Raw genomic sequence first — 26,901 nt, 5'->3', positions numbered from 1 at the left:
CCGCACAGGCTGGGCCGCACAGGCTCGCGTTGTTTGATCGGCTAATTTACAATTGGCTCAGGGCGGCTCTTGCTTTGTTGTCTATGCTGTTTTTGTACTCGTGGCGTTTGAAATTGAGCGCCTTCTGGAAAAACGACCGCGCGCGGGGGCGGTCATTTTTTTGCTGGTAGATATAGCCGAGTTGCAGGGCCGATGTAGCACCGAATGAAAGCTGATCCGGTTCGCTCAGGACTAGTGACCGACTTAAATAAGGAATGGCAACATCCGTATCGTTTCGGCGTTGAAAAATCCGCCCCATTCGGTAGGTGTACTCGGCTTTCTCAACCGTTAGGGGAAAGGCTGCTTCGTTGTAAGGGCGTAAATAGGCCAGTGCGCTATCCGTAAAGCCACCATCCGAAGCGAGTCGGGCGCGCATCAGCACTTTCTGATTTGATGAAGCCCCTTTTTGCAGATAGGCGTCGGCAAACTTTTGGGCAGCCTTGTCTGACTCAACCGTTGTCCGGCCAACGGTCGTCACTTTTTTCAGATAGGGAAGTCCGGTTGCGTCTCCCTTGTCGGCTAGCCAGTGGCAGAGAAACAGTTTGTAATACGAGTCTTTCAGGAGGTTACGGCCTTTGTACGTTGACAAAAACTGTTGAAAATGTGCGGTTGCCGTAGCGTACTGGCCTTTCTGAAGGTAAATATCACCCAGAATATTATCAACAACCGGGAGAGACAGGTATTTTTTGCCCATTGGCCGGGTAGACAGATAAGCCAGCGCTCGTTCACTGTGACCGTTTTTCTGCTCAATGGTTGCTCCGAAAAAATGAAGCAGCAGATTATCCGGATGGTCGCTTACCAATTGCGTCAACGTTTGCCCGTCGGTAGCACTAAACTTCAGGACGTAAGCACGCACCATCAGATCAATTAGCCGGGCTTCGAGGCCGAACGTTGCGTCTTGCTGTGCCCGCACTAATTCCTGCTGCCCCTGCCGAACATTGCCGTGCAGCCCAAGCAGGCTGGCAACCCAGGCGTAACTATCGGGTACGGAACCAATCATGATGTGCAATGTTCCCAACGATTTATAGGTGGGTAGAAACGCGGGGAATCGCTTCTGGTTTTCGGCCAGGAGTTTGTACGCCCGGATAACATCCCAACTGGCACTCATTTCCTTTCCGAACTTTAACTTAACGAACGCCCAGTGAAGTCGAACTTCAGCGAGTAGTACGCGCTGCCAGGGCGATGTAGCGTCCAGTTGCTTCAGCGCATCGAGCCGGTCGTCTTCCCGATCACTGATGGCTGAAAACAACTGGTCATCATCGGAAGTGACGAGTTTGAGCATGTCAGCGTAATCATCGACGAAAATGCGGACGCCGTTACTGGCCGACTCCTGCGCTACCGTCGCCTGAGCCGACTGATTGTCGAGTTTTTGCAGATCAGCATACGCCCGTTGCAAGCCGGGTGTCCAGGTAAAGTCCTGGGCGTCTGTCAACATCGGCATGAGCAGAAACAAAAACACCGGGTAAAAACCCGGTGCAGTTGCAAAAAAATGTTTCATACGGATACACGGAGGGTTAGCCCAATGCGGTTGGTTCACTACCGGCCACGGCCCGTTGGCGCTGGTTCGGGAACTCCTTCTACGTCGGCGAAAATCCGGCCGCAATGCTCGCAGACGATGATTTTCTTCTTGTCCTTGATGTCTGCCTGACGTTGGGGTGGTACAACGTTAAAGCAGCCGCCACAAGCACCCCGCTTTACCATGACTACGGCTAAACCGTTCAGCGCGTTGCCGCGAATTTTTTTGTACGAGTTCAACAGGCGGGGCTCGATGGTCGTCGCCTGGTCGTCACGCTGTTTAATGATTTCTTTTTCCTCTTCCTGGCTTTCCGACGTGATCTGGTCAAGTTCCTGTTTTTTCGCTTTCAGATCTTCTTTCCGTTCGTTCAGCGCAGCCTGGGTCGTTTTGATTTCTTCTTCTTTACCCCGAACCCGAAATTGAGCTTCGTTGGCCCGTTTCTCAACCAATTCGATTTCGAGCGATTGCAATTCAACCTCTTTGGAGATGGCATCGAATTCGCGGTTGTTCCGGACGTTCATCTGCTGATCCTTGTATTTGGTGATCAACTTTTCAGCGTCTTTTTTGGCCACGCGATTGCGTTCAATTTCTTCTTCCAGGGTCTTGATTTCACTCTGAAACTTGCCAATCCGGGTTTCAAAGCCAGCGATATCGTCTTCAAGGTCACGGACTTCTTCGGGCAGGCCACCACGAATTTTTATGAGTTCGTCCAGTTGAGAATCAAGGGATTGCAGTTGCAGAAGAGCGTCTAATTTTTGCGCAATCGTCAGTTCCATTCGGAATGTAGTTAGTGCTATATGAAGTAACGAACCGGATTCGTGTCCGTTACTGATAAAATTACCGCAAAAGTAGTGAATTTTTTTGCTATATGGCCGCAAATTAAGTCTTTCGTGAAGACTTCGCTTTCGTAGTGCCCGATATCGCATATGCTGATGCGGTTTTCGGCGTCGAAAAATTCGTGGTATTTATAATCAGCCGTGACGAATACGTCAGCTTTCGCCCGTATGGCATCGGGTAGCAGGAAACTTCCCACGCCACCGCATACGGCTATGCGGCTAACGGGCCGGTCGGGGAGGGTCGTGTACCGGATCAGGTTCAGGCTCATGTGCTCTTTCAAATAAGAAAGCCACGCCTGTCCCGCCAGTGGCTCGGGTAAATCACCTACCGCTCCCGAGCCTACTTCCTGATGCTGGTTGTCGAGGCCGGTCAGGTAGTAGGCTACTTCTTCGTACGGATGCGCCCGGCGTAAAGCCGTCAGTACCTGTTCCTGCTGGTGCGTTGGCATAATAACGTCAAGGCGATTTTCGGCCTCTTCGTGGTATTCGCCCGCTACCCCAACCGTAGGATGAGCCTGATCGGAAGGTTGAAACGTGCCGGTTCCGGAAACGCGAAAGCTACAATTCTTGTATTCGCCCAACTGCCCGGCTCCCGCTTCGTAGAGGGCGTCCAGAACGATTTGGGTGGCCGCTACCGGAACAAACGTAACCAGCTTGGTCAGAACCTGGGTTTTGGGCGATAGTATGTTGACATTTTGCAGGCCCAGTTTCTCGGCAATTTTAAAATTAACGCCCCCCGCTACGTTATCGAGGTTGGTGTGGGCCGCATAAATGGCGATGTCGTGCTTGATGGCTTTGATAACCGTCCGCTCGACGTATGTTTTGCCGTTCAGCTTTTTGAGTCCTTTAAAAATGACTGGATGATGAGCAACGATAACATTACATCCTTTGGCAATGGCCTCATCAACAACGGCTTCTATAACATCCAGCGTTACCAGTACCCCCGTAATAATGGTCGCTGAATCACCGATCAGCAAGCCAACATTATCGTACGATTCCTGATAGGCGAGGGGGGCCAGCGCTTCCATATGAGCAGCCAGGTGGCGAATTTCAACCATATGAATCAAGATTAGTGAGTAGAGACAAACATTGCCCGCAAATTACGGAATCTGCCGGGTTCGGTATAGGCTGGTTTAAGCGGCCGTCATCGATTTTATCGTTGGCCTACGTCACGTTATGGGCCAGCAGCCGCGTCGGCCGCTGATTGAAAATACTTTCCATTTATTGATTAATCGGTCAATCGTAGCAGACACCCAACACGTATATACGACAATTCTTTTTTGGTCACTACGTCTATTGGCCGGTAGTCCGGAGACAAAAAAGGATCAAAACTCGGTATTACTGACAATCCACTCCGTTGTTTTTTACGTATACAGGTATGCTTTCTGGATTGAAAAACGTTAGACACTACATTCTTTTTGGCGTAATCAGGCCGTTGCCGCTGTTGCGGAACGGCCTGTACTGTTTCTGCACAGTTGATTTTAATCACGTAGTAAATAAAAGTTAGATAATTAATGAACATATTTATATAAATTAATAGGATTGATATAAATTGTGCGTCGGATTAGTTGATACGTCTTTTTAATTACGATTTGTCTGTATCTAGTCATGAATAGTTTACCAAACGATACTGTCTTTTCAACCATCAACGCGGCTATAACCGGTCATCAGGTTGTTCAGATTAAACTCAAAGATACCTGGCGAACGGTGGAGCCTTATCTGGTAGGTTTGCATCGGGTTACGCAGGAACTAAGCCTGTATGGGTATGGCCGGGATACCGTTCCGGGCTATGCAGCGCCTAATAGGTGGGAGGTCTTTCGCCTGGATGAGATTGAGTCCGCTGAACTGACGAGCTATTCGTTTTTACCGCATGTCGATTACAATGGTCGAACGGAAGTTGTGCAGCCCGTCTACCGCCGTTTGACGCCATTGTTCAACGAAGTGCCCTCTGGGTACTGGCCAGCGCGGATTACGCATCATGTGACCCGAAAAATGCGATTGTCTAAATAATGATTTCCTTATATATGGTGTAACCACTACTTTTTTGTATGGCTTTTTACTCTGGTCCTGAGCCGGCGATTGCATCTGATTTGCTCTCCTGGCCCCCCCTGCGCGTGTATACCGCCAATGCGGGAACCCAATGGATACCTATTGCCGATTTGGTCTATCTGGAAGGTGAAACAAGTTATACCTGGTTACAATGGGCGGATGGACGCCGACTGCTGGTTCCGTACACATTGAAGTCTTTTGAGGCCAAGCTACCAGCAAACTGGTTTGTTCGTTTACACCGCCGGTATCTGGTCAATCGACGGTTTATTGAGCGGGTAGATAACGACCTGGATGGGGTATTTGTGCAGTTGACAACTGGGGTGAGGTGTCCGATTTCACGTCGGAAGTGGCCCCTGGTCTACCAGCAAATAGGCTGCTCCAAAAAAAAACTGAATTACGGCGCCGAGATTTCCCGATAGGCACCTTTGGGTCGACTTAGTAAAGACGTGTAGTTGTCTATTGACCCGAAACACCCTGGCATAGCCGGGGTTTTTTGATGGGGTGAGTGGGTAGAGATGAGAATTGCCGGGCAGATAAGGCTAAAAAATCAGCCGGTCTGCTAAGCGCAGACCGGTGAAAACCTTCCTCTTTTTATCCATAATTATATACGAACCATCGAACAAATCGGATTCATATGAATTGACTTTTTTTATTAAATACAAACAAATGACCCTTACTAGTTTAAAGAAATGACCATATGCTTCGTATAAGTTTTTACTCAATTTGGGATAATTGCCTGATAAACAGTTTTTTGATTATAAATGGTATTTGAGAAGGGGAATCATCTTGATCCAGTCATTATTACTGACTCGAAGAGAGTTTCATTAATATAAGCCCACCTACAATCAGCAAGGCGGCTATCAGGCGAGTAAGGGTAAATGACTCATTCAAAAAGAGGACACCGATACTAAAGGCGCCAACCGCACCAATGCCGGTCCAGATTGTGTAGGCTGTTCCCAACGGTAACGTGCGCATGGCCAAAGCGAGCAATCCGAAACTGGCCATCATCGCAACAACCGTAATGACGGAGGGAACAAGGCGGGTAAAGCCGTCGGACTGCTTCATGGAGTAGGACCAGACAACCTCTAATAAACCGGCAATAACTAAATAAATCCAGGGCATGGGTTTGACTTTTTTTTATTGGGTCGTCCCGCATCTATTTCCCGCCGTGGGGGAGGTCGTCCTCCTGATTTATACACTTCAGGATAATCATTTCCTGGAGCACATTGTTCCTGACGCTACGGGTTAGAGGTATTTCTTGTAAAAGTGTACGATCTGTTCAATCACCAGGGCTGGCTTATCGTGCGGAATGTTGTGGGAACTGCCTTCGGCAAAGAGTAATCGTCGATTTCGGTGACCCTTAACCAAGTTACGCTGGTCGGCTTTGAATCGTTCGTTTTCCCTGGCTTCGGCAAAAGGGCCGTGCTCGGCCATAATATCCAGTAAGGGAATGGTAGACGGCAAGGGGACCTGTCTCACATAGTTACTGGTGCGCTCCATTCTGGCAAGCAGATGGTAAAAGCTCAAATAGTTGGCTTCATAGTCTTTGCGATGAAGACGCTGAAAATAGGCTTTGGCCAGTCGCATATCGGCGTAAGAGGGTATTCGGGGATCCAGCAGAATCATACCTTTCACCTGAGCCGGATGCCGCGCGGCATAGACCCGGTTGTAAAAAGCGCCCAATGACTGCCCCACCAACAGCATGTTCGTATTGTCGAAACCGAATTGCTGCAAAGCAGCTTCCAGGCTTTTGATCTCCTGAAGAATCGTGTAGTTGACGGTATCAAAACTGCTTTGGCCAAAGCCTGCCCGATCGTACGTAATGACGGTGGCCTGGAGCTGCTGATGCACTATGGTCGCAATCGAGTCCCACTGGGAGGCATCCTGTCCGCCACCTGATTCAAACAGTATAGGGGGATTCCTTCCTTGTAAAATTCTGAGATGAAGTTTGTATGGGCTGGCCTTACTAATTGTATCAAGTAACTGTGCCTTAGCATTTATCGCTATGAGCGACAGGAAAGCGAGCAAGGTTTGTTTCAGGTATACCATTGGGTTAATGTGGCTTGGATTCATTGATACGTAGGTATCGATCGCCTGGTTGTCCGGACCAAGTTCCGGCTTGGCCCAGACAGACTGTACAGCCAGAAAAGGCATCAGCCAGCAACGAATTGGACGTTAACGTAATGAAAACCCATCGGGGGCCAACGTTAATAAAATACCTGTCAACATCAGCAAGCCGTCAAGGCACACGTAATAGCCATAATCAGATGCGCCAGCCGTAATCCGTCGTGCCATAAACACTAACAAAATCACGGGTAGGCAAACACACAGCAACGTCCATCTATCCCACCCAAACCCGTATAAGGTACCCGTGGTTACACCAAAACATAAGACGATGATGCCAAAAAATAAACGCACCTGTCGGCCTGTTAACATCGATACAATGGTTAGCCACTTCGATTGTCGATCCACATCACGGTCGCGGTAGTCGAAGCAGAGGGCAATACCGTAAATGAGCAGAAACCGGTTCAGAAACCAAGTGGCGGCCAGTGCCCAGTTGGCACGTGTGGGGGACGTTACCAGAATGGGTAGCGCCACGGTCACGTACGTCCAGACCAGGGCCAGGTACGTGGTTTTCAGAACAGCAATCCGACGTAGTGCGCGGAAAGGACGCCAGTCAATTTTGGGCGCTGTATACAGAAACGTGAGGGCTACAACCGGTAACAAGTCAGTCAAGAAAGCGGTTAGCTGGATCAATAACCAGCCCCCAGCCAGGACAGAGCCAATAAATAAACTTAGTAGCAGTTGCTTATGGCGGTCAATCCAGCGTTCTCGATCCGTTCGGCCCAATGACACATCGGTGAGGTAGACGTGTAGGGAATAGCTGCCTAGTGTGCCGAAAAAGATGAAGGGAAGAAACGAGCCGGGCAATTGAAGTGTGAATAACCGTACCGTGGTCTGGCACATGACCACGGCACAAAGAGCAATGTAACTATTGCTAAAAACAACGAACTGGGAAACGGCTATCAGGCAGCGACGTAGGGTTGAATACATAAACCGATGAAGAAGAAAACGCCGGTTGATGCCAACGTGATCCGCAAAAAGCGTTTAACTGACTTTGTTCTAGGATACTTCTTCGTTTGCCGGTTTGTTCACGTCGGCGGTTACTACTTTCTGGTTTAAATACGGCAACACCGGGAAGAAGCGCCAGGATGGGTCAAATAGCTGCCCCGTTCGTTTACCCCATTTTTCGCCTTATTAGCCACAACTATTCCCACGCCCCAGCCGATTCGCTTACTTTTACGGACTAGCTAATGAATTGGATGGCAACCTGGTTAAGAGCCCATAGCACCCATGTATTGATCGGAATTGCCCTGGTAATTCTGCCACTGGTTTATTTTGGTTATACGGGCGTAAGCTGGTCCCCGCTGCGGCCGCACGACCACCTCGTTCAGAACGGACTGGCGTACATGCTTCTGGTTCTGTTCACGTTTTTCAACCACACGGTGTTGGTTCCGCGCTGGTTTCTGACCAAGCAATACCGGAAATACGCGCTAGTTGCGATCAGTTGTGTATTGACGGCCGCCTATCTTCCGTATCGTGTCGAGCAATGGTTTTTCTTCAAACTACCGGAAGAGAATACGCCACAGGCTTGGTTTAGGCAACTATTTGTGGAAGAAATGATGCTGAAAGGACCGCCGACCCAATCGGAGCTTCAGACCCGGTATGAGGAGCGAAGACCGGTTTTCGAGTCCCTCGATTCTCGGCCAGATCGACATCATCAAAAGGGTCTATCGCATCAGCCATCCGGGGGGCCGCCCTTCGATGACGGTCATGCGCCCCCGTTTACACTGCTTCTGCCGGTTAAGCTGGCCATCTTTTTCCTGGTGGGGAGTATCAGCACGCTCATATCTATTTCCATTCAAACGGCCAGTCGGCTTCATCAGGTCGAAAATGATCAGCTACAGGCCGAGCTTCGTCAGCTTAAGGCGCAGATTCAGCCCCATTTTCTGTTTAATACGCTCAACAGTATCTATGCACTAGCGATCCGTCAGGATGAACATACGGCCGATACCATTGTCAAGCTCTCGGAGTTTATGCGTTACATCATTCGGGATGCGCACCAGGACAAAGTGGCGTTAACCAAGGAGGTCAATTATATTACCAATTATATTGATCTCCAGAAAGCCCGGCTTCGGGACGCCGTTCTGGTCGACTACCGGCTGGAAGGCGAGGGGCAATCGCTGGAAATTGCCCCTCTGCTGCTATTCTCGTTTATCGAAAATGCATTTAAATACGGGGTGAGCCCGGAAGAAGAATCGCGGATTGAGATTCACCTGCGCATAGAGGAAACGAGCCTGAGCCTCAAGGTTGCCAACAAAAAGGTCGACGTCAGCTCGTTCGAAACGTCGACGGGCGTGGGTCTGCAAAATACTCGGGAGCGATTACGACTCCTGTACCCAAATGCCCATCAGTTGACTATTGACGACAGCCCGACTGATTTTTGTGTTCATCTACACCTGACGGTATCCGAATGAAAGCTATTGCACTCGACGACGAACGCCCTGCTCTGGATGTCATTGAGGCCTTCTGCGGCCGCATTAATGCTGTAGAGCTGGTCAAAACCTTTACGCGCACCGGAGAAGCCCGGCTGTACCTGGAGATGAATCCCGTCGATCTGATCTTTCTGGACATTAACATGCCTAAAGAGTCGGGGCTGGCCTTTTTTAAGTCGATCACCCAGCAAACCCTCGTTATTTTTACGACGGCCTACAGCGAATATGCCCTGGAGAGTTATGAGGTGGAGGCCGTCGATTATCTCTTGAAACCCTACACTTTCGATCGGTTCAGTAAAGCGGTGCAGCGGGCTCAAACCCGTTGGCGTACCCTCCACCAGACGCCCGGTGACACTGGTCAGGGGGGCGAACAGGCGCACCTCTTTTTCCGGGCCGATTACGGACTAGTCAAAGTAACCGTTGCCGATATTATCTTTATTGAGGGACTGGATAACTACCTGAAAATCCATTTGCACGAAGGACCACCTATCGTTTTGCGGCTTACACTGAAAGCCATCCTGGAAAAGTTGCCCACCAGTAAGTTCATTCGCGTTCATCGGTCGTTTATCGTTGCCATCGACAAGATCCAGTCGATCCGTGGTCGTATGATACTCCTGCAAGAGGAAGAAATTCCGATTGGGAGCAGCTACGAGAAAGACTTTTTTAGTCTGTTTATGAGGTAAAACTTCCGATAGGCGTTTAGCCCGTTTACTAAGCAAATGGCCTGTTCGCCCCGGTAAGCCGACTATTTACCCCAGCTAGCCGACTTTTTGCAACACACCGGCACGGAGCTGAGTACATTCATTCAAGAAACCTGTTCGCTCACCTGAGTTTATATCCTGTCGTATGAAAAGAGATATTCTGAATGCTACCGTCCTGCTCTTATTGGTATTTAGTGGGGGCGCTACCATAGAGTCGTGTAAAAAATCGGACGACTCCAGCACGGTTACCCCAACGTCGGCGAGCGTTAGTGCCTTAAGCTGTAGTTCGGCCACGTTTTCAGCGTCTGCGGTTAGTGGCACGGCCTACACCGGAACGGCCACAGTTCCTTACACAGGCGGCAACGGTGTGGCTTATTCGGCGGGCAGCGCGATCAGTTCTACCGGCATAACAGGGTTGACGGCTACGCTGCAAGCAGGCACACTGGCTAGTGGAGCCGGTAACTTAACCTACGCCATTACGGGTACGCCATCGGGGTCGGGTACAGCCAGCTTTGCGCTCAGCTTCGGCGGACAGAGTTGCAGTCTGTCGCTGACGGTCAGTTCGACCAGTTCGGGTACGGCAACAACCGCTAATTCCAGCACCGTAACGACCGCCCTATCAGCAACGACCAGCTCGTCTAGCAGTGGAGTCGCTCAGATCGTTGCCCTGGCCGAAGCCTTCAAAGCCACGCTGAGTAGCTCGCAGGTGTCGACCATGCAGCTAACGTATACCAAAGCCAACGCGCAGAAATGGTCCAACTTACCCGCTGGCTTCTCCGCTCGGAACGGTATCAGTTTAGGGGCGCTCACCACCACCCAGCTAGCGGCTTTTCGTAATCTGATGCAGGCGTTGCTGGCATTGGGTGTTACCAACGAGGGTTATGATGAGATGATCGGTAACCTGGTGGCTGATGATTATCTGACTACCATCGGGGGCGGTTCAGATTACGGAGCCGGCAAATACTACCTGTCTTTCCTGGGTACGCCCAGCACTACCGGTCTATGGGCTATTTTGTTCACGGGTCACCACTACACCCAGCCCTATACGTTTAACGCGGGCGCTTTCACGGGCATTACGCCCGCCTTCCGGGGCACCGAACCACAGGCCGCCGTGACGGCTGCTGGCCGTACCTACCAGGCCTTTGAGCAGGAGCGCGTTGCCTTTGCCGCCCTGCTGGCAGGGCTGAGCAGTACCGAACAAACCACCGCTAAGTTATCAGGTACGTATTCCGATTTAGTGCTGGGGCCAGGTCAGGATGGCAATTTTCCGGCGACCAAGTCGGGTTTGCAGGTAAGTACGTTGAGTAGTGACAAGCAGGCACTGGTCCTGGCTGCGATCAAGTTGTATGTCAATGACCTGGATGCGACTACGGCTGCTACCGTGCTGGCCAAATACTCTTCCGAACTGGCCAGTACCTACGTCGCTTATTCGGGTACGACGGCGATGAATACCCAGAACGATTACGTCCGCATCGATGGGCCCAGCGTATGGATCGAGTTCTCGTATCAGGGTGGCGTCATCATCAAAAATACCCCCCATTCCCATTCGGTATGGCGCGACCACACGACCGACTACGGCGGTAACTAAGGCCAATTAATCAGTTGATCGATAGCGTGCAGCAGTCGTCCGGTTTGGCGGCTGCTGCACGTTTTTTGTGCCGGTATAGCCCACTCATTTCAGTCTGCTTGACGGCTAAGTTCACCCCGGAAATGATCTGATTCGCCACAGATTCGGCCTGATTACCCCTCAACGCGCCGGATTGACCACTCTTTTGGCGACCCCTTCTTGTCAAGGACGATTTTTGTCTTGCCAGCGTGGCGCATCGGTTGTGAAAGCATCCGTCAGTACATGCTGGCTACTGCATAAACAGCCCATTCGCCACAACATTTCTGCTCTTTACCCCAACCGGTAAGCGGGACTGCAACAGCGATAAACGGTTTCAAGTACTCTGGTATAAAAGCAATCAGACGCACAACTGACGCTATTTACTATTCTTTATGAAACGACGTAACCTACTCATCATTCTGTTGTTCCTGCTGGGGTGCAGCAGCTTCTTGGCGTCCTGCAAATCAACGGATGTCGATTCCAGCAGTTCAGCGGGATCAACGACGAGCAGTTCCAGTTCGATCACGACTACACTATCAGCAACCGCTACCACAACGAGCTGCGGGTCGACCGGCGTTGCTCAGGTGGTATGCCTGGCCGAAGCCTTTAAAGCAACCCTGAGCAGTACGCAACTGGCTACTACCCAACTCACCTATTCTAAAGCCAACGCGCAGAAATGGTCGAATCTGCCGGCCGGAATGTCGTCTCGGTTGGGCATTAACCTAAGTTCACTCAGCGACACGCAACTAGCCGCTTTTCGCAACCTGATGGTGGCCGTTTTATCGCTGAACGCTACCAACGAAGGGTATGACGAGATGGTCGGCAACCTGGTGGCTGATGATTATCTGACTACCATCGGGGGCGGTACTACCTACGGAGCCGGTAACTATTACCTCTCCATTCTGGGAACGCCCAGCACCACGGGTCTATGGGCCATTTTGTTCACGGGGCACCACTACACCCAGCCCTTCACGTTTAACGGCGGAACGAACACGGGCGTGACACCCGCTTTCCGGGGTACTGAGCCGCAGGCTGCCGTGACGGCTGCTGGCCGTACTTATCAGGCCTTTGAGCAGGAGCGCGTTGCCTTTGCCGCCCTGCTGACGGGACTGAGTACGACCGAGCAAACCACCGCCAAACTATCCGGCTCGTACAATGATCTGGTACTTGGACCGGGGCAGGATGGTAAGTTTCCGGCCACCAAGTCCGGACTACAGGTAGGAAGTTTGAGTAGCGACAAGCAGGCCCTGGTCCTGAACGCCATTAAGCTCTATGTGAACGATTTGGATGTGAGTCTGGCAGCCTCGATACTGACCAAGTACACCTCGGAATTAGCCAATACCTACGTCGCTTATTCAGGTACAACCGCAATGGCCTCCCAGGGAGATTACGTGCGGGTGGATGGGCCCAGTGTATGGATCGAGTTCTCGTATCAGGGGGGCGTTATCATCAAAAATACTCCCCATTCCCATTCGGTATGGCGTGATCATACAACCGACTACGGCGGTAACTAGCCTTCCAGATAATACGTCCCCGCCGATTAATCATGTGCATTTCTGTTAGTACGAAAATCATTAAAATCAGCTTATTCAATGACATTCCCTAAACAAACAACGCTGGCAGTAGTCCTTCTGCTGGCCACTACACTGACTACCTTCTTTGCCTGTCAGGATCATAATGTCAATCCCACGAATCCTGGAGCCGGCACCACCGGACCGGGCAGTACCACCGGCACCATGGGACCCGGTGGTAGTTCGGGCGTAGACATCGCGTCTTCGCTGACGGTAACGGCGGCCATGTCATCCACGACGAGTACCAACAGCAGTTGTGCCGCATCGACGGGACTGGCAAACGTAGTCTGTCTGGCGCAAGCTTTCGAGACCACCCTGAGCCAAACCCAACTGGCGGCCGTACAATTGTCGTACTCCCTGACCAACGCGCAGAAATGGTCGAATTTGCCAGCCGGGCTTTCGGCCCGATATGGTGTCAGTTTAGCATCGCTCAGTGCCACCCAACTGGCTGCTTTCCGTAACCTGATGGTAGCGGTGCTGGCTCTGAACGCTCCGAATGAAGGATACGACGAGATGATGGGTAACCTGGTCGCGGACAATTATCTGTACTACGCTGGCGGTGGTACTACCTACGGGGCGGGTAACTTCTACCTCTCGATTCTGGGAACGCCGAGTACCAGCGCAACGTGGGAGCTCCTGTTTACGGGCCACCATTACACCCAGCCGTATACCTTCAACGGGAGTGCCGGTTCGGGTTATACGCCCGCTTTCCGGGGTGTTGAGCCGACCGCCGTTGTGAGCAACACCGCTACAGGCCAAAGTTACCAGTCAATGGAGCAGGAACGGGTTGCCTTTGCGACCATGCTGACGGGGCTGAGCAGTACCGAACAAACTGCGGCCAAATTATCGGGTACGTATTCCGATTTAGTACTGGGCCCTGGTCAGGACTGGAAGTTTCCGACCACAAAATCCGGCCTGAAAGTGAGTAGCCTGAGCAGCGATAAGCAGGCCTTGGTCTTAAATGCCATCAAGCTGTACGTCAACGATCTGGATGCGACAACGGCGGCAACCGTACTGGCTAAATACACGGCTGAATTGGCAGATACGTACATTGCTTACTCGGGTACTACGGGTGTAACGGCGCAGAACGATTATATTCGCATTGACGGGCCGGGCGTATGGATCGAATTTTCGTACCAGGGTGGCGTCATCATTCAGGGAACTCCGCACCCGCACTCCGTCTGGCGGGACCATACGACCGACTACGGCGGCACGAAATAAGGGCTGGTTACGACTATATATAATGATAATATCGTCTTTGGTAAACCAGGTTTATGGGATCAACAGTCGTCTGGTTAGGCGGCTGTTGATGGGTATTCTGCTTATGCTGGCGGTTGTCCGCCCCGAGTTCGCGTCGGCCCACCCTATGCCTAATTCGGTAGTGCTCCTCAACGTACACGCCAACCGAATCGACGCCGAGCTTCAGATTCCGCTGGTTGAATTACAATCGGCCTGGGGACATGTGGTCAACGATTCATCGGCGGGATTGGTGGAGCGACTGGGCCCGCAATTGCGGGCCTACTTTACAAGCCACATTCGTCCGCAAAGCCCCGATGGGCGTTTCTGGTCGGTATCGGTTGGCGATCTAACCGTTCATGAGAGCCAGAACCCGATCAACGGTGTTTACCGGGAATTAACGGCCCAGGTGCAGATGACGCCCCCGATTGGCGACAATGTACGACAGTTTACGTTTCACTACGATGCGATCTTGCATCAGGTACGAACCCACAAAATTCTGGTGTCGGTACGTCAGGACTGGGCGCGCGGGCAACTCGTCGATGCGGTTCCGCTACAGGTTGGTACGATCAGTTTAGACATCGTTAACGACCGAATTCTACCCCTGCCGGTCAATCTGGCGTCGGGACCCGCCGGTTCGGGTAGCGCCTGGTCGGGTTTTACGGCGATGGTGAAGCTGGGAACACAGCACATTGCCGAAGGCACCGATCATCTACTGTTTTTATTTGTGTTGCTGCTGCCCGCTCCACTGTTGGTGGCTAACAAACGGTGGGGAAAATTTGGCGGAATGCGGTACAGCCTAAAACGACTACTGTTGATTGTAACAGCCTTTACCGTAGGTCATTCCGTTACGTTACTGGCTGGCGCTTTGGGCTGGATTCGGTTACCAGCGCAGTCGGTCGAAACGCTGATTGCCGTATCCATTCTGGTGTCGGCGGTGCACGCCATTCGGCCTATTTTTCCGGGTCGTGAAGCCTGGATCGCAGCTGGTTTCGGATTGATTCACGGGTTGGCGTTTGCCAGTACGCTGGCTAACCTGCAACTGGATGCGGGTCCGATGGTGCTGAGTATTCTAGGCTTCAATCTAGGCATTGAACTGATGCAACTGGTACTGATTGTGCTGGTGATTCCCTGGCTAATGCTGTTGAGCCGGACCTCGGCTTACCCAACCATCCGACTGACGGGGGCTTTGCTGGCTAGCATTGCCGCGCTGGCCTGGATTTTCGAACGGGTTTCAGGGCAGCGCAATCAACTGACAGACAGTATAGAGCAGGTGGTTGGCTACGCACCTTATATCCTACTGGTACTGGCTTTGCTGGCTATTTACCTAACTTGGCGTCAGAAACAATCGAAGCAACTACCCGCTGCGTAATGAGCCTTGACGCTACCGACGAACCAAGTCAGCCTGTAATGACCCCCCAACGAGTGAAGCACTACCTGGTGCTGGTTTTGCTGATTGGCCTGTGCCTCGTCGGGCAGGCGCAATCGGCGAAAAACGCTGGTTGGCAAGCGCAAGTTGAAGTTGGTGGCTGGGCTGCTACAAGTCAGGTGATGCCGTTCTGGCTGCGGGCCAATCAGTGGGGGACCGTCCCGCTAACGACCCCTAGCGGTACGTTACGGGCCGGTCTCTGGAAACCCTACGCGCCCACCGACACGGCCAAAACGGCCCGCCCGCGCCGGTTCGACTGGACGGTGGGCGTTCAGACTGTTGGTAACGCGGCTGTTACCCGTCAGATACGATTGCCCGAAGTGTACGGAAAAGTGCGGTGGAAAGGGATAGAACTGGCCGTTGGGCGCTGGCGGCAACTTACAGGCTTGGGCGATTCGACGCTCTCGTCAGGCTTTATCAACGGATCAGGTAACGCGTTACCGATTCCCAAAATTCAACTGGCTACGTTGGGCTACATACCCCTCGGCTTTACCAAACGGTTTGTGGCGATCAACGCGGGCTATGTTCATGGCTGGTTTACGGGGGCCTATATTCAGGGGTCGTACCTGCATCAGAAATACCTGTATCTGCGGGTTGGAAAACCGGCCAGTCGGGTTAAGGTCTACGCCGGAATGAACCACGAGGTGCAATGGGGCGGGCAGGCTGACTACCTGAAAGGTACCCCGCTGGCCGTTGACGGAAAATTGCCGTCTGAATTTAAATACTATCCGGACTTGGTACTCGGTACGCGACCCAGTGACGTTCAAACGAGCAACTATTCCAGTTTCGACGGCACGTATTGGTTCGGAAACGGTTTGGGTAGTCAGGATGTTGGTGTTGAGCTGGTCTCCCAAACGGGGACCTGGCTGCTTTACCACCAACATATTTACGAAGACTTGTCGGGTCTGCTCTGGATCAACGCGCCGGATGGATTAACGGGGCTTAGCTGGCACCGAAAGGAGTCCGCGCCAAAGGGCTGGCTTAACCGGGTTGTCCTGGAATTTTTAAGTACCATGAGCCAGAGTGGTTCCATTTTTGATCTTGCGTCCAATTATCAGGGGCGGGACAACTACTTCAACCACAGCCAATACCGGGAAGGCTGGTCGTATCTGGGAACCACTATCGGTACGCCCTTTATCGCCCCCCAGCGCGAACTGCAAACGTCGGCGCAAGGGGGGCAGTTCTTTCCCAATAACCGACTAAAAATGATTTACGTAGGAGCCAATGGCCAGTTTGGACGCGCCATCGACTGGATGTTCCGGTTGTCGTTCAGTCAGAATTACGGCACCTACAACAGTCCTTACGATACTCCTTACGGGCAGGTATCTTATTTGTCCAGCGTACGGTGGATGCTTCCCCGGTTGCCCAAAACAAGCCTGACGGCCTCATTGGCAATTGACCAGGGCCAGCTGTTGCCCAACTCGTTTGGTGGGTTTTTGGGACTAAAAAGGAGTTGGTAATCCATATCTATTCAAGAAATGAAGCTAAAAAATATCGTTTACACCCTGTTGATTTGCCTATCGATGGCACAGGCCGCTTATGCCCATCTGGGTACGCTAACCGGCATTGTGTTCGATGGGAGTACGCACCTGCCCCTGCGCGGGGTGACTGTGCAAGTGGTCGGCCTGGGTAAAGCGACGTTGACCGATGAACTGGGACGTTATCGCTTTGATAAACTAGTAGCCTCGCCCTACAAGATCGAGATTTCGCACTTAGGCTACGTGCCTGTTGTACAGGAAATTACCATTACGGATGATCAGACGACGCATATTCAGACGATGTTATCCGTGGCCCCGGTAACCCTGAGTGCCGTTACCGTGTCGGCCCTGAAAGCCAGTACCCAGCAGTTGATCAGCAACCTGGATATTCGACTGCGACCCATTACAAATTCGCAGGAGATTCTGCGGCTGGTGCCGGGTTTGTTCATCGGTCAGCACGCGGGGGGCGGTAAGGCAGAACAGATTTTTCTGCGCGGATTCGACCTGGACCACGGCACCGACATTCGTCTGACGGTTGATGGGATGCCGGTTAATATGGTTTCGCACGCCCACGGGCAGGGTTACGCCGACCTGCATTTTGTCATCCCGGAACTGGTCGAGGGTGTGGATTTCAAAAAAGGGCCTTACACGACGGATAAGGGCAACCTGGCCACGGCAGGTTGGGCCGATTTTCGAACCCGTACCGCGCTGGATCGCTCGTTTGTTAAACTGGAAGCAGGGCAATTCGACACCTATCGCGCCGTTGCGGGTATCGACCTGTTGGGAGAGCGGGGAAAAGCAAAAGCTCAGTCGGCCTACCTGGCATCAGAATATTCGTATTCCAATTCGTACTTCGACAACCCTCAGCATTTCAAACGGGTAAACGTAGTCGGTAAGTACCACGGCCATCTGTCTCCCAATACGAACCTGACCCTGACCGGCTCTACGTTCTGGAGCAAATGGAATCACTCGGGCCAGATTCCCGACCGGGCAATCGAGTCCGGCCTGATCGACTGGTTTGGTTCCGTTGATCCAACCGAAGGCGGGGAAACCAGCCGGACGAATGTTAACGCTCAACTGGTTACCGTGACGCCCAGAAATCACACGATCAAAAACCAGTTTTTCTACAGCAATTACAATTTCGAGCTGTATTCCAACTTCACGTTTTTTCTCAAGGACAGCGTCAACGGCGATCAGATCCGGCAGAAAGAGCACCGGAATCTGTTCGGCTATAATGGCAGTTATTCGACCCAGGCCAACATTGGCAAAACCAGTTGGACCACGACTTTGGGCGCGCAGTACCGGCAGGACATTACCCACGGGACAGAGTTGTCGCACACTAAAAATCGCGTGGAAACGCTTGAACAACTCAAGTACGGAAACGTCAATGAGATCAACGCAGCACTTTACGCCGATGAGGCCGTTCAGGTGTCCAGCCGCTTCACGATCAACGCTGGCGTTCGGGTCGATTATTTTCGCTCCCAATACGAAGATCTGTTGAACGCGTCGGGCGCGGCTGCACCAGTGCAGCGAGCAACGCAGGCCATTGTCTCCCCCAAACTGAATGTCTACTACACCCTAAACCCGAATGTTCAACTGTATGTGAATACGGGCAAGGGGTTTCATTCCAACGATGCGCGCGTGGTTACGGCCCAGAACGGATCGCTCCGTCGTACCGGAGAGATTCTGCCCGGCGCGTATGGGTCAGATGTCGGGATCATTGTTAAACCGTTTCCCAAACTGTTCATTAACGCAGCCGCTTGGTATCTGTACATGAAGCAGGAGTTCGTATACGTTGGGGACGAGGGCGTTGTAGAACCAAGCGGCCGATCCCGTCGACAGGGGTTGGACCTATCCGTTCGGTATCAGCTGACCAAAAGTCTGTTTGCCGATGTGGATCTGAACACCGCCAAGCCGCGCTCGCTGGATGCCGAAACCAATCAGAATTACCTGCCACTCGCGCCCGTATTTACCTCAACCGGGGGACTGTCGTTGCAAACCAGGCATGGGCTAAGTGGTTCATTGCGTTACCGATACATGGCCGACCGACCAGCCAACGAAGACAACTCCGTTGTGGCCAAAGGTTACTTTGTGACTGATATGCAGATGAATTACGCGAAAAAGAACTACACGTTAGGCCTGACTATTCAGAACCTGCTGAACACGCGCTGGAAGGAAACGCAGTTCGATACCGAAAGCCGGTTAAAAGGGGAAGCCGCTCCGGTCGAAGAGATTCACTTTACGCCCGGCACGCCCTTCTTCGCCCGCCTAAGCCTAACCTACTTCTGGTAATTTTCAGTTGCCAGCTTCGATTCCATTGATAAAAACGGACCATTCGACTTGCCAAATCAAGCATTTTACGAAGTCATTTTTTTGTTCGGCGACAGGCGAAATAACGTTCTTTAACAAAACAGACAAAAGTAAGTCAGGGTGGAATCCGTTCATTGACCAAAGCCGCGACTTATAACCGATGGAAAGCCATTTAATTCTGATTATTACCCTACTATTGGCGCTGGTTGCGCTAACCATGGTCAGCACCAGATTGGGTATTTCAGCACCTATCTTTCTGGTAATTGCCGGGCTGGGGCTCAGTCTGATTCCGGGCATGCCACCCTTGCGGGTCAAACACGATCTGATTTTCTTTATTTTATTGCCACCCCTGCTCTTTCGGGCGGCCTGGGATACGCACTGGCATGAGTTCTGGAAAAATCGGCTACAGATTGGTCTGCATGGCGTTGGCCTGGTGATCGTTACGGCGGGGGGTATTGGCTTACTGGCTCACCTGATCATTCCGAACTTTTCGCTGGCCCAGGGGCTGCTGCTGGGTAGCATTGTTGCTCCGCCCGATGCGCTGGCAGCCACCTCGATTCTACAAAAAGTTAAACTCCCGGTTCGTACCGTCACGGTTCTGGAAGGGGAGAGCTTGATTAATGACGCAACCAGTCTGATCCTGTTTCGTTTCTCGCTACTAGCCGTTTTGTCGGGACACTTTTCGATTCAGGAGGCTGGAACGGCCTTTGTCGTAGACAGTCTGCTGGGCATTGGTATCGGCTGCGGCATAGGGGGAATCCTTTACCTGATCCATCGCTTTATGCCAACCGACTCTACGATGGATACGCTTATTTCGCTGGCAACACCCTACCTGATGTATCTGACGGCGGAGCAGTTTCATGCCTCGGGGGTACTTGCTGTCGTGAGTGGAGGACTCTTCTTATCGTACCACTCGTCCCGTATATTAACGAGTCAAACCAGGCTGCAAATGCTTGGCGTCTGGAATACGCTAACGTTTGTGCTGAACGGGTTGGCATTTGTGCTGGTGGGTTTTCAGCTGCCGTTGATCGTTAAGCATCTGCATCCCGAAGGTGTTTCCTTTCACGTTGCCATTGTCCTTGGTTTGATCATCAGTCTGGCCCTGCTTGTCATTCGCCTGGCCTGGATGTTCCCCACGACATACCTGACACAGTGGCTTCACGGGGGTTCCGGGAAACAAAACGCAGACCTCGACCGGCGACTTATTACCTTAACGAGCTGGTGTGGTATGCGGGGTGTTGTCACGCTGGCATCGGCTCTTAGCCTCCCACCCCGATTACTCGATCAGACTCATTTTCCGTTTTTGGTCCTGATCATCTTTATCTCGTTCAGTGTCATTATTTTCACGCTGCTGGTGCAGGGGCTGTCGTTGCCTTACCTGATTCGCCTGTTGAACATTCCTCAAATCAACACCGATGACCAGCAACTCAGGTCCCTATCGACCCAACTGGCCAATCGGGCACTGCATCACATCGAGACAAATTATTCAGTAGAATCCACAACGCTGACGCCCTTTATCCGCCAACGGGAAGCATACGAAGCCATTGTTCATCAGCCACAAAGCAACCAGATAGAGGAGGTAGTGAAGCAAGCATCGATCAAGGTTCGCTATCGGCGGTTACGGCAGGAACTCATTGCCGTTCAGCGAGAAGAACTTTACGAACTACGTCACACAAATCAGTACAGCGATGGGCTGATCCGTCAGAAAGAATACGAGCTTGACCTGGAACAGGTGACTCTTTCCAGGTAGGCGAATAGCTGCAAAAGGCCTGATTGATTGGGCTTTCCGAATACAGCCAGAAACGGCTTATACTGAAATCCGCTTCCGATACGTTGTCCGAAGGTAGGTTCCACCGACGAACGAATCACCCTGTTCACCAGTTTCTAGGGTGTACTAGCAGTTCAATTGATATGCCAAAAGAACAAACAATACCACAATACCTCCTGATCCTGATGGCCGTTAGTTCGCTGACGGCCTGCGGCCAGAATACGGCCACTAACCAAACCGTCCCGGCCAGCGGTACATCGGCCTCGGTCGAAACAAAAGCCCCTAATTCGGATTACAAACCGGCTTTTACGGGCCAAACCCGGATAGGCAGCGTTAAAACGACTACGCCTTACGAACACAAGGTACTGACCGAAGCACTCAAGAGTCCGTGGGGTATAACGAGCCTGCCCGACGGGCGATTACTCATTACCGAGCGGGAAGGCACCATGCGGCTGGTAACGCAGTCCGGGCAGGTCAGCGATCCCATCACGGGCTTGCCGGCGGTCAATGCGGGCGGGCAGGGCGGCTTGCTGGGCGTTCGGGTTGATCCTGAATTTGCGACCAATCGGATGGTATACTGGGTGTTTTCCGAGTCACGTTCTGACGGAAACCTGACCGCTGTGGCAAAAGGTAAACTCTCTGCCGACGAGAAAAAGATCGAGAACCCAACCGTCATTTACCGCGCTACTCCGGCCTACAAAGGCACCCTGCATTACGGTGGCCGGATTCTGGTTGGACAGGATGGCAATCTGGTTATCAGTACCGGCGAACGATCGGATTTAGTTACCCGTCCGCAGGCTCAGTCGCTGAATTCGGGTTTGGGAAAAGTTATCCGGATCACGAAAGACGGACAGCCGGCCTCTGGCAATCCCTTCACCGGCAATGCGAATGCCCGCCCTGAGTTGTATTCATACGGCCATCGCAACGTGCAGGGGCTGGCTGTTCATCCCGTAACGGGCGACATCTGGGAAGGTGAGTTCGGACCACGGGGGGGCGATGAGATCAACCGGATTCAGCCCGGAAAAAACTATGGCTGGCCAACCATCACCTACGGTATCGAATACAGTGGTGAGAAAGTTGGAGCCGGTATTCAGCAAAAAGAAGGACTGGAACAACCCGTGTATTACTGGGACCCGGTGGTGTCGCCCAGTGGTATGACTTTTTATACCAGCGATGCCATGCCCGAGTGGAAAAACAACCTGTTTGTGGGGGCGCTGAGTGGTATGCACATTGTTAGACTGGTCATCGAAAACAACAAGGTCGTGGGCGAAGAGCGGCTCGTTGCTGATCAGCTACAACGTTTTCGGGACATAACCCAGGGTAACGATGGAGCCTTGTACGCCGTTACCGATCAGGGACGACTGTACCGCATTTTCAAAAAATAGCCTTTGCTGATTCCATTACCCGGCCATAAAGTTAGTCTTATCTGGTCGGGGCAAGCCGTCGATTGGGGTGCTACCCCGTAATCGACGGCTTGTTCTTTTTTAGTGATGGGCGTTTCGATCTCGATGTGATTCTACTGTTCTGAAGAAACTTTCCGGTTGGTCCGGTATTGCTCCGGTGTAAAGTCAGGAGCAACACCAGGCCACGGCCAGACCTGTCCGCAATTGTACATTCGGTGTCCGTTTCTGGACAACATTACGCCAACAGTTGATGGTCTATGTCGTCTGGCTGAGCTTGATACCGGTAAACCAACTTCTGGCACTGTATTTGATTTGCATTATTATAACTAATTGCCCGCCAGCAAAAACCTTATGAAAAGAGCCTTCCTGGGTGAATTTGAAGAAATCGTTCTATTGGTTCTGGCCACCTGCGTTGAAGAGGCCTATGGCGTCATAATCTGGGAGAAACTTCAGCAGCAGACGGGCCGCCAGATCACCATCAGCGCAGTGCATGCCACCTTGTACCGTCTGGAGGAAAAAGGATTTCTGCGCTCGCAGTTGGGTGGAGCCACCGCCGAGCGGGGGGGACGGCGTAAACGCTTCTTCAGCCTGACGGCGGGGGGGAGTAAAGCGCTGTTGGATATACAGACCATTCGTCAACAGCTCTGGCAGGCGATCCCGGCCGGTAAACTACAACTCATCGGTGGCTAACAAACAAACGACCCCACCCCGTTGGGCGGACTGGTTCCTGGAGCGGTGCCTGGCTCCCCATCTGCTGGAAGATGTGCTGGGAGACCTCTACGAAATTTACGTCAAACGGGTCGATCAGGTTGGCATTCGTCGAGCCAGACGAGAATACGGCCTGGCTGCGCTGCGTTATATAACCCTTTTCTTTATCCAACGTAAACCCGCTACTTATCCCTCACCCGCTGTGTTGAGCCCGACTATGATCCGCAACTATTTCATCGTTTCCTGGCGACACCTCATTCGCAACCGCTTGCTAAGTGCTATCAACATCATTGGCCTGGCCCTGGGCATGTCCTGTAGTCTGCTGATCTGGCTCTGGATCAACGACGAATGGCATATGGACAAGAATTACAAGGACATCGATCGGCTGTATTTTGTACGGCAGACCAATGGCGTCTACACCAATGGCTACACACCTGGGCCGCTGGCGGAAGCCCTTAAACGAGACATACCCGATGTCGAAAAAGCCACCCGGTTTACCAGCTGGACGAATGATTACCTGATCCAGGCGGGCCAAACAGCCACTAAGGAAATAGGCATGTATGTTTCGGATGATTTCTTCGATGTTTTTCAGTTTCCTGCGGTGCAGGGCAACGCTAGTCTGGCAATTCACTCGCCGGGAAAGTTAGTGATTACCCGCAGGCTGGCCCAGAAACTTTTTGGTAGTCTAAACGTCGTTGGGCGAACGGTACGACTCAATGATGAGAAGTACTATCAGGTCGGCGCGGTTATTGAGAATATACCGTCGAACGTGTCGCTTCAGGCAGACTGGCTGACCAATCTGGCGGGTAATGAAGAGGACTGGATGGAAAACTGGGGCAATAATTCGTTTCGTACGTACGTCAAGCTACTGCCGACCAGCCAGCCTGCCCAGGCCGAAGCCCGCATGAAAGGCTTACTCAAGCGGTATAAAGCAGATGCGACCGATGATCCGATTCTGCAGCCATTGGGGGATACTTATCTCTACGGGGAGTATACGAACGGTAAACCGACGGGTGGACGCATCAGCTATGTGCGCAACTTCGGCCTGGTAGCCTTCCTGATTCTGTTGATTGCCTGCGTTAATTTTATGAATCTGGCCACCGCCCGGTCTTCCCTGCGCGCCAAAGAAGTGGGCGTTCGCAAGGTCGTTGGTGCCAGGCGGTCCTCCCTGGCGGGTCAGTTTATGGGCGAAGCCGTCCTGTTAAGCCTGTTGGCTATGGGCCTGGCGCTGGGCCTGCTTACGCTGCTTTTACCCGCCCTCAATCAACTAGTTGGTAAACAGCTATCCATCAACATTTTATCCCTTTCTTTCTGGTTCAGCGTGCTGTTGTTGGTGAGCCTGACCAGTCTGGTGGCGGGTAGCTACCCCGCCCTGTTTCTGTCGGCCATGCAACCCGTTCGCGTACTAAAAGGCTCACTGGCCACCGCACCGACAGGAGCTACGTTCCGAAAGGGGCTCGTCGTCGTTCAGTTTTCGCTCGCTCTGTTTTTAATTTCTGGTATGCTCATCATCGGTCGTCAGATGCATTTCATTCGTACCAAACAGCTGGGTCTTGACCGGGAGAATGTGATACGCGTACCCGTCGAAGGGCGTTTGCGAGCTAAAATGGAAACTTTCCGGCAGGAACTCCAGCGAACACCGTTTATTCAATCGGTCACGACAACGGGTGAGGTGCCGGTTCGGATCGCCAGTAGTTCGACCGGCGGATTAACCTGGCCCGGTAAAGATCCCAAGCGGGAAGAAACGGTATACACCATGAAGGTGGGCTACAGGTTCACCCAAACCATGAATATTCGCCTGCTGGCGGGACGGGACTTTGCGCCCACGGATAGTGGAGCGCACTATCTGATTAACGAGTCCGCGGCTAAACTTATGGGACTGAAACAGCCAGTCGGGACAGAACTAACGTATCAAATAGGGAAAGGTCGCATTATAGGGCTTATGCAAGACTTCCACCTCAACTCGTTTCATGAGCCCATTCAGCCGCTGGTGCTGAGTCTGTATCCCCAGTGGACCAATTACTTTTTAATTAAAACCCGACCGGGTCAGACGGCCCAGGCGATTCATAGTCTGGAGCAACTGGCCAAACAACTGAACCCTGGCTATCCCTTTACCTATCATTTTATCGACGAGGATTATGAGCAGCTCTACCGTAGTGAAACGGTGGTGAATCAACTGATTAACTACTTCGGCATCGTAGCCATCCTCATCTCCTGTCTGGGCTTATTTGGTCTGGCCACCTTCACGGCAGAACAGCGCCGGAAGGAAATCGGGGTTCGGAAAGTGCTTGGCGCAACGGTTGGCAGCATCGTGGCTTTGCTGACTAAAGACTTTCTGAAACTGGTGCTGATAGCCATTTTGATTGCCTCACCCATCGCCTGGTATACGATGAATCAATGGCTGAATGGGTTTGCGTACAAGATTGGCCTTTCCTGGTGGATATTTGCGCTGGCGGGACTAACGGCGATAGCCATTGCACTGTTGACGGTTAGTTTCCAGAGTGTCAAAGCGGCTTTGATGAATCCGGTTAAATCCCTACGGAGCGAGTGAGCCGTTTGCCAGGCCAGGTACGTTAAGCATTGATCATGCCTTTATGCTTAACGTACCTTTAGCTTTCGGGCGTGCCCTGGTAAGGCAGTACATACCTAAAAACGCCTGTATCGTGATTTTAGGAGCGATTTAAAAGCGGCTGAATTTTAGGTTGTTTGCACCGGGCTCGTCTGCCAGGCGATTCGGTTCGTCAACAGCGGTTGAGCTAGCTACTTGAATGAATCTCGAAAGGTAACCGGAGAGGAGTCCGTCTTCGTTTTAAACAACTTGCTGAACGATTGGGGGTGCTCAAAACCTAGTTTGTACGCAATTTCACTAATCGATAACCTCGTCGTTGACAGCAGTTCTTTGGCCTTACCAATGAGCTTCTCATGGATATGTTGTTGCGCGTTTTGCCCCGTCAGCGTTTTGAGCAGACTGCTCAGATAGGTCGGCGACAAATGGAGTTCCTGGGCCAGGTAGCCCACCGTGGGTAAACCTGATTTTATCCGTTCGTCATCCGCAAAATAGGCCTCCAGCAGAGCCTCGAACCGGTCCAGCAACGCGTGGTTGACGGTCCGGCGGGTGATAAATTGCCGTTGGTAAAACCGGTTCGAATAGTTGAGTAATACTTCGAGTTGGGCAACGAGGATGGCCTGACTGAACTTGTCGATGGGCGTTTGATAATCCCGCTGAATCTGCTGGAGGAGGGCAACGATCATGGATTCTTCCGTGTCCGATAAAAACAGCGCTTCCCGAATGGAATAATCAAAATACTCGTAGGTTCGAATCCCTTTGGCCAGGGAAGTACCCCACAGAAAATCGGGGTGAATCATTAACAGCCAACCGGTATGCTCGTGGACCTCCTCATCTGTAATCGTAAGCACTTGGCCCGGCGCCAGAAAGACCATCACCCCTTCCGCAAAGTCGATCGCCTGTTGGCCATACTTTATCGGGCCGTTGACATTTCGTTTCAGCGCAATGCAGTAGAAGTTATTGACCAGGCTTCGGGGCTTTTCCGTTCGCCATGGCTTTATATCTTCGAACCGGACCACACTGATCAGTGGATGACTTGGTTTGGGAAGATTGGCCAGTTGATGATAGGCGGATATGGTATCAATCCGGTAAGGCGGCTGGGTGGACATGATTCGACGGGTTTACGGCC

The 26,901-nt window shown here is 52.1% G+C and carries 22 protein-coding genes; 15 read left to right on the top strand and 7 right to left on the bottom strand.

Translation table 11 applies throughout. The features are described 5' to 3' along the window. Nucleotides 1-46: 46 nt before the first annotated feature. The 3 genes from ACYU87_RS05075 to ACYU87_RS05065 are packed head-to-tail and all read right to left on the bottom strand — an operon-like array spanning nt 47 to nt 3,449. Nucleotides 47-1,537 (bottom strand): tetratricopeptide repeat protein, encoded by a 1,491-nt coding sequence (locus tag ACYU87_RS05075; RefSeq protein ID WP_461132934.1) that lies wholly within the window; start codon nt 1,535-1,537, stop codon nt 47-49. Nucleotides 1,538-1,575: 38 nt separating this feature from the next. Further along, nucleotides 1,576-2,331: a zinc ribbon domain-containing protein gene (locus ACYU87_RS05070; RefSeq protein ID WP_461132933.1), complete on the bottom strand. Its 756-nt coding sequence runs from the start codon at nt 2,329-2,331 to the stop codon at nt 1,576-1,578. Nucleotides 2,332-2,348: 17 nt separating this feature from the next. Then, nucleotides 2,349-3,449: a Nif3-like dinuclear metal center hexameric protein gene (locus ACYU87_RS05065; protein WP_461132932.1), complete on the bottom strand. Its 1,101-nt coding sequence runs from the start codon at nt 3,447-3,449 to the stop codon at nt 2,349-2,351. A gap of 550 nt (nt 3,450-3,999) precedes the next feature. Between ACYU87_RS05065 and ACYU87_RS05060 the strand changes: the two genes are divergently transcribed. Beyond that, complete coding sequence (locus tag ACYU87_RS05060; protein WP_461132931.1) at nt 4,000-4,401, top strand: hypothetical protein; 402 nt, start codon at nt 4,000-4,002, stop codon at nt 4,399-4,401. Between the two features lie 38 nt (nt 4,402-4,439). Then, a complete protein-coding gene (locus ACYU87_RS05055; RefSeq protein WP_461132930.1) occupies nt 4,440-4,859 on the top strand; it encodes a LytR/AlgR family response regulator transcription factor in 420 nt (139 codons plus the stop codon). A 382-nt stretch (nt 4,860-5,241) separates the two neighbouring features. On the opposite strand, the gene ACYU87_RS05050 is transcribed toward ACYU87_RS05055, so the two are convergent. The 3 genes from ACYU87_RS05050 to ACYU87_RS05040 form a co-directional block, all read right to left on the bottom strand. Next, nucleotides 5,242-5,562, bottom strand: coding sequence for a DMT family transporter (locus tag ACYU87_RS05050; protein WP_461132929.1), 321 nt, complete (start codon nt 5,560-5,562; stop codon nt 5,242-5,244). Between the two features lie 123 nt (nt 5,563-5,685). Next, nucleotides 5,686-6,594 (bottom strand): alpha/beta fold hydrolase, encoded by a 909-nt coding sequence (locus ACYU87_RS05045; RefSeq protein ID WP_461132928.1) that lies wholly within the window; start codon nt 6,592-6,594, stop codon nt 5,686-5,688. Nucleotides 6,595-6,615: 21 nt separating this feature from the next. Next, nucleotides 6,616-7,494 carry a UbiA prenyltransferase family protein gene (locus ACYU87_RS05040; RefSeq protein WP_461132927.1) on the bottom strand — a complete coding sequence of 293 codons (879 nt, stop codon included), beginning with the start codon at nt 7,492-7,494 and terminating at the stop codon, nt 6,616-6,618. A gap of 6 nt (nt 7,495-7,500) precedes the next feature. Between ACYU87_RS05040 and ACYU87_RS05035 the strand changes: the two genes are divergently transcribed. From ACYU87_RS05035 to ACYU87_RS04975, 13 genes are all read left to right on the top strand, one after another. After that, entirely contained in the window at nt 7,501-7,623 is a 123-nt protein-coding gene (locus ACYU87_RS05035; RefSeq protein WP_461132926.1) for a hypothetical protein, read from the top strand. 140 nt (nt 7,624-7,763) lie between these two features. After that, nucleotides 7,764-8,978, top strand: a complete 1,215-nt coding sequence (locus tag ACYU87_RS05030) for a sensor histidine kinase (protein ID WP_461132925.1) — start codon at nt 7,764-7,766, stop codon at nt 8,976-8,978. Then, nucleotides 8,975-9,679, top strand: coding sequence for a LytR/AlgR family response regulator transcription factor (locus ACYU87_RS05025; RefSeq protein WP_461132924.1), 705 nt, complete (start codon nt 8,975-8,977; stop codon nt 9,677-9,679). Before ACYU87_RS05030 ends, ACYU87_RS05025 begins: the two co-directional genes overlap by 4 nt. A 163-nt stretch (nt 9,680-9,842) precedes the next feature. Beyond that, nucleotides 9,843-11,285, top strand: a complete 1,443-nt coding sequence (locus tag ACYU87_RS05020; protein WP_461132923.1) for a DUF3500 domain-containing protein — start codon at nt 9,843-9,845, stop codon at nt 11,283-11,285. 410 nt (nt 11,286-11,695) lie between these two features. Continuing rightward, the gene (locus ACYU87_RS05015) at nt 11,696-12,817 is read left to right on the top strand and encodes a DUF3500 domain-containing protein (protein WP_461132922.1); all 1,122 of its coding nucleotides are present in this window, start codon (nt 11,696-11,698) and stop codon (nt 12,815-12,817) included. A gap of 78 nt (nt 12,818-12,895) precedes the next feature. Beyond that, a complete protein-coding gene (locus ACYU87_RS05010; protein WP_461132921.1) occupies nt 12,896-14,095 on the top strand; it encodes a DUF3500 domain-containing protein in 1,200 nt (399 codons plus the stop codon). Between the two features lie 22 nt (nt 14,096-14,117). Next, nucleotides 14,118-15,482, top strand: a complete 1,365-nt coding sequence (locus ACYU87_RS05005; protein ID WP_461132920.1) for a HupE/UreJ family protein — start codon at nt 14,118-14,120, stop codon at nt 15,480-15,482. Then, the gene (locus ACYU87_RS05000) at nt 15,482-16,999 is read left to right on the top strand and encodes a capsule assembly Wzi family protein (RefSeq protein ID WP_461132919.1); all 1,518 of its coding nucleotides are present in this window, start codon (nt 15,482-15,484) and stop codon (nt 16,997-16,999) included. The genes ACYU87_RS05005 and ACYU87_RS05000 overlap by 1 nt, the downstream gene beginning before the upstream one ends. An 18-nt stretch (nt 17,000-17,017) precedes the next feature. Then, nucleotides 17,018-19,309 carry a TonB-dependent receptor gene (locus ACYU87_RS04995; RefSeq protein ID WP_461132918.1) on the top strand — a complete coding sequence of 764 codons (2,292 nt, stop codon included), beginning with the start codon at nt 17,018-17,020 and terminating at the stop codon, nt 19,307-19,309. Nucleotides 19,310-19,487: 178 nt separating this feature from the next. Beyond that, nucleotides 19,488-21,077, top strand: coding sequence for a Na+/H+ antiporter (locus ACYU87_RS04990; RefSeq protein WP_461132917.1), 1,590 nt, complete (start codon nt 19,488-19,490; stop codon nt 21,075-21,077). Nucleotides 21,078-21,238: 161 nt separating this feature from the next. Beyond that, nucleotides 21,239-22,480: a PQQ-dependent sugar dehydrogenase gene (locus tag ACYU87_RS04985; protein ID WP_461132916.1), complete on the top strand. Its 1,242-nt coding sequence runs from the start codon at nt 21,239-21,241 to the stop codon at nt 22,478-22,480. Nucleotides 22,481-22,849: 369 nt separating this feature from the next. Beyond that, nucleotides 22,850-23,188 (top strand): PadR family transcriptional regulator, encoded by a 339-nt coding sequence (locus ACYU87_RS04980; protein WP_461132915.1) that lies wholly within the window; start codon nt 22,850-22,852, stop codon nt 23,186-23,188. Next, a complete protein-coding gene (locus ACYU87_RS04975; RefSeq protein ID WP_461132914.1) occupies nt 23,181-25,757 on the top strand; it encodes an ABC transporter permease in 2,577 nt (858 codons plus the stop codon). The genes ACYU87_RS04980 and ACYU87_RS04975 overlap by 8 nt, the downstream gene beginning before the upstream one ends. A 209-nt stretch (nt 25,758-25,966) precedes the next feature. On the opposite strand, the gene ACYU87_RS04970 is transcribed toward ACYU87_RS04975, so the two are convergent. Then, nucleotides 25,967-26,881, bottom strand: coding sequence for a helix-turn-helix domain-containing protein (locus ACYU87_RS04970; RefSeq protein ID WP_461132913.1), 915 nt, complete (start codon nt 26,879-26,881; stop codon nt 25,967-25,969). Nucleotides 26,882-26,901: the final 20 nt, after the last annotated feature.

It is taken from the genome of Spirosoma lituiforme (assembly GCF_054776635.1).
This window is presented reverse-complemented; position numbering and strand designations above follow the sequence as displayed.

Coding starts and splice junctions, on each gene's coding strand:
- ACYU87_RS05075 (WP_461132934.1), bottom strand. CDS start 1,537: ATGAAACATTTTTTTGCAACTGCACCGGGTTTTTACCCGGTGTTTTTG.
- ACYU87_RS05070 (WP_461132933.1), bottom strand. CDS start 2,331: ATGGAACTGACGATTGCGCAAAAATTAGACGCTCTTCTGCAACTGCAA.
- ACYU87_RS05065 (WP_461132932.1), bottom strand. CDS start 3,449: ATGGTTGAAATTCGCCACCTGGCTGCTCATATGGAAGCGCTGGCCCCC.
- ACYU87_RS05060 (WP_461132931.1), top strand. CDS start 4,000: ATGAATAGTTTACCAAACGATACTGTCTTTTCAACCATCAACGCGGCT.
- ACYU87_RS05055 (WP_461132930.1), top strand. CDS start 4,440: ATGGCTTTTTACTCTGGTCCTGAGCCGGCGATTGCATCTGATTTGCTC.
- ACYU87_RS05050 (WP_461132929.1), bottom strand. CDS start 5,562: ATGCCCTGGATTTATTTAGTTATTGCCGGTTTATTAGAGGTTGTCTGG.
- ACYU87_RS05045 (WP_461132928.1), bottom strand. CDS start 6,594: ATGCCTTTTCTGGCTGTACAGTCTGTCTGGGCCAAGCCGGAACTTGGT.
- ACYU87_RS05040 (WP_461132927.1), bottom strand. CDS start 7,494: ATGTATTCAACCCTACGTCGCTGCCTGATAGCCGTTTCCCAGTTCGTT.
- ACYU87_RS05035 (WP_461132926.1), top strand. CDS start 7,501: ATGAAGAAGAAAACGCCGGTTGATGCCAACGTGATCCGCAAAAAGCGT.
- ACYU87_RS05030 (WP_461132925.1), top strand. CDS start 7,764: ATGGCAACCTGGTTAAGAGCCCATAGCACCCATGTATTGATCGGAATT.
- ACYU87_RS05025 (WP_461132924.1), top strand. CDS start 8,975: ATGAAAGCTATTGCACTCGACGACGAACGCCCTGCTCTGGATGTCATT.
- ACYU87_RS05020 (WP_461132923.1), top strand. CDS start 9,843: ATGAAAAGAGATATTCTGAATGCTACCGTCCTGCTCTTATTGGTATTT.
- ACYU87_RS05015 (WP_461132922.1), top strand. CDS start 11,696: ATGAAACGACGTAACCTACTCATCATTCTGTTGTTCCTGCTGGGGTGC.
- ACYU87_RS05010 (WP_461132921.1), top strand. CDS start 12,896: ATGACATTCCCTAAACAAACAACGCTGGCAGTAGTCCTTCTGCTGGCC.
- ACYU87_RS05005 (WP_461132920.1), top strand. CDS start 14,118: ATGATAATATCGTCTTTGGTAAACCAGGTTTATGGGATCAACAGTCGT.
- ACYU87_RS05000 (WP_461132919.1), top strand. CDS start 15,482: ATGAGCCTTGACGCTACCGACGAACCAAGTCAGCCTGTAATGACCCCC.
- ACYU87_RS04995 (WP_461132918.1), top strand. CDS start 17,018: ATGAAGCTAAAAAATATCGTTTACACCCTGTTGATTTGCCTATCGATG.
- ACYU87_RS04990 (WP_461132917.1), top strand. CDS start 19,488: ATGGAAAGCCATTTAATTCTGATTATTACCCTACTATTGGCGCTGGTT.
- ACYU87_RS04985 (WP_461132916.1), top strand. CDS start 21,239: ATGCCAAAAGAACAAACAATACCACAATACCTCCTGATCCTGATGGCC.
- ACYU87_RS04980 (WP_461132915.1), top strand. CDS start 22,850: ATGAAAAGAGCCTTCCTGGGTGAATTTGAAGAAATCGTTCTATTGGTT.
- ACYU87_RS04970 (WP_461132913.1), bottom strand. CDS start 26,881: ATGTCCACCCAGCCGCCTTACCGGATTGATACCATATCCGCCTATCAT.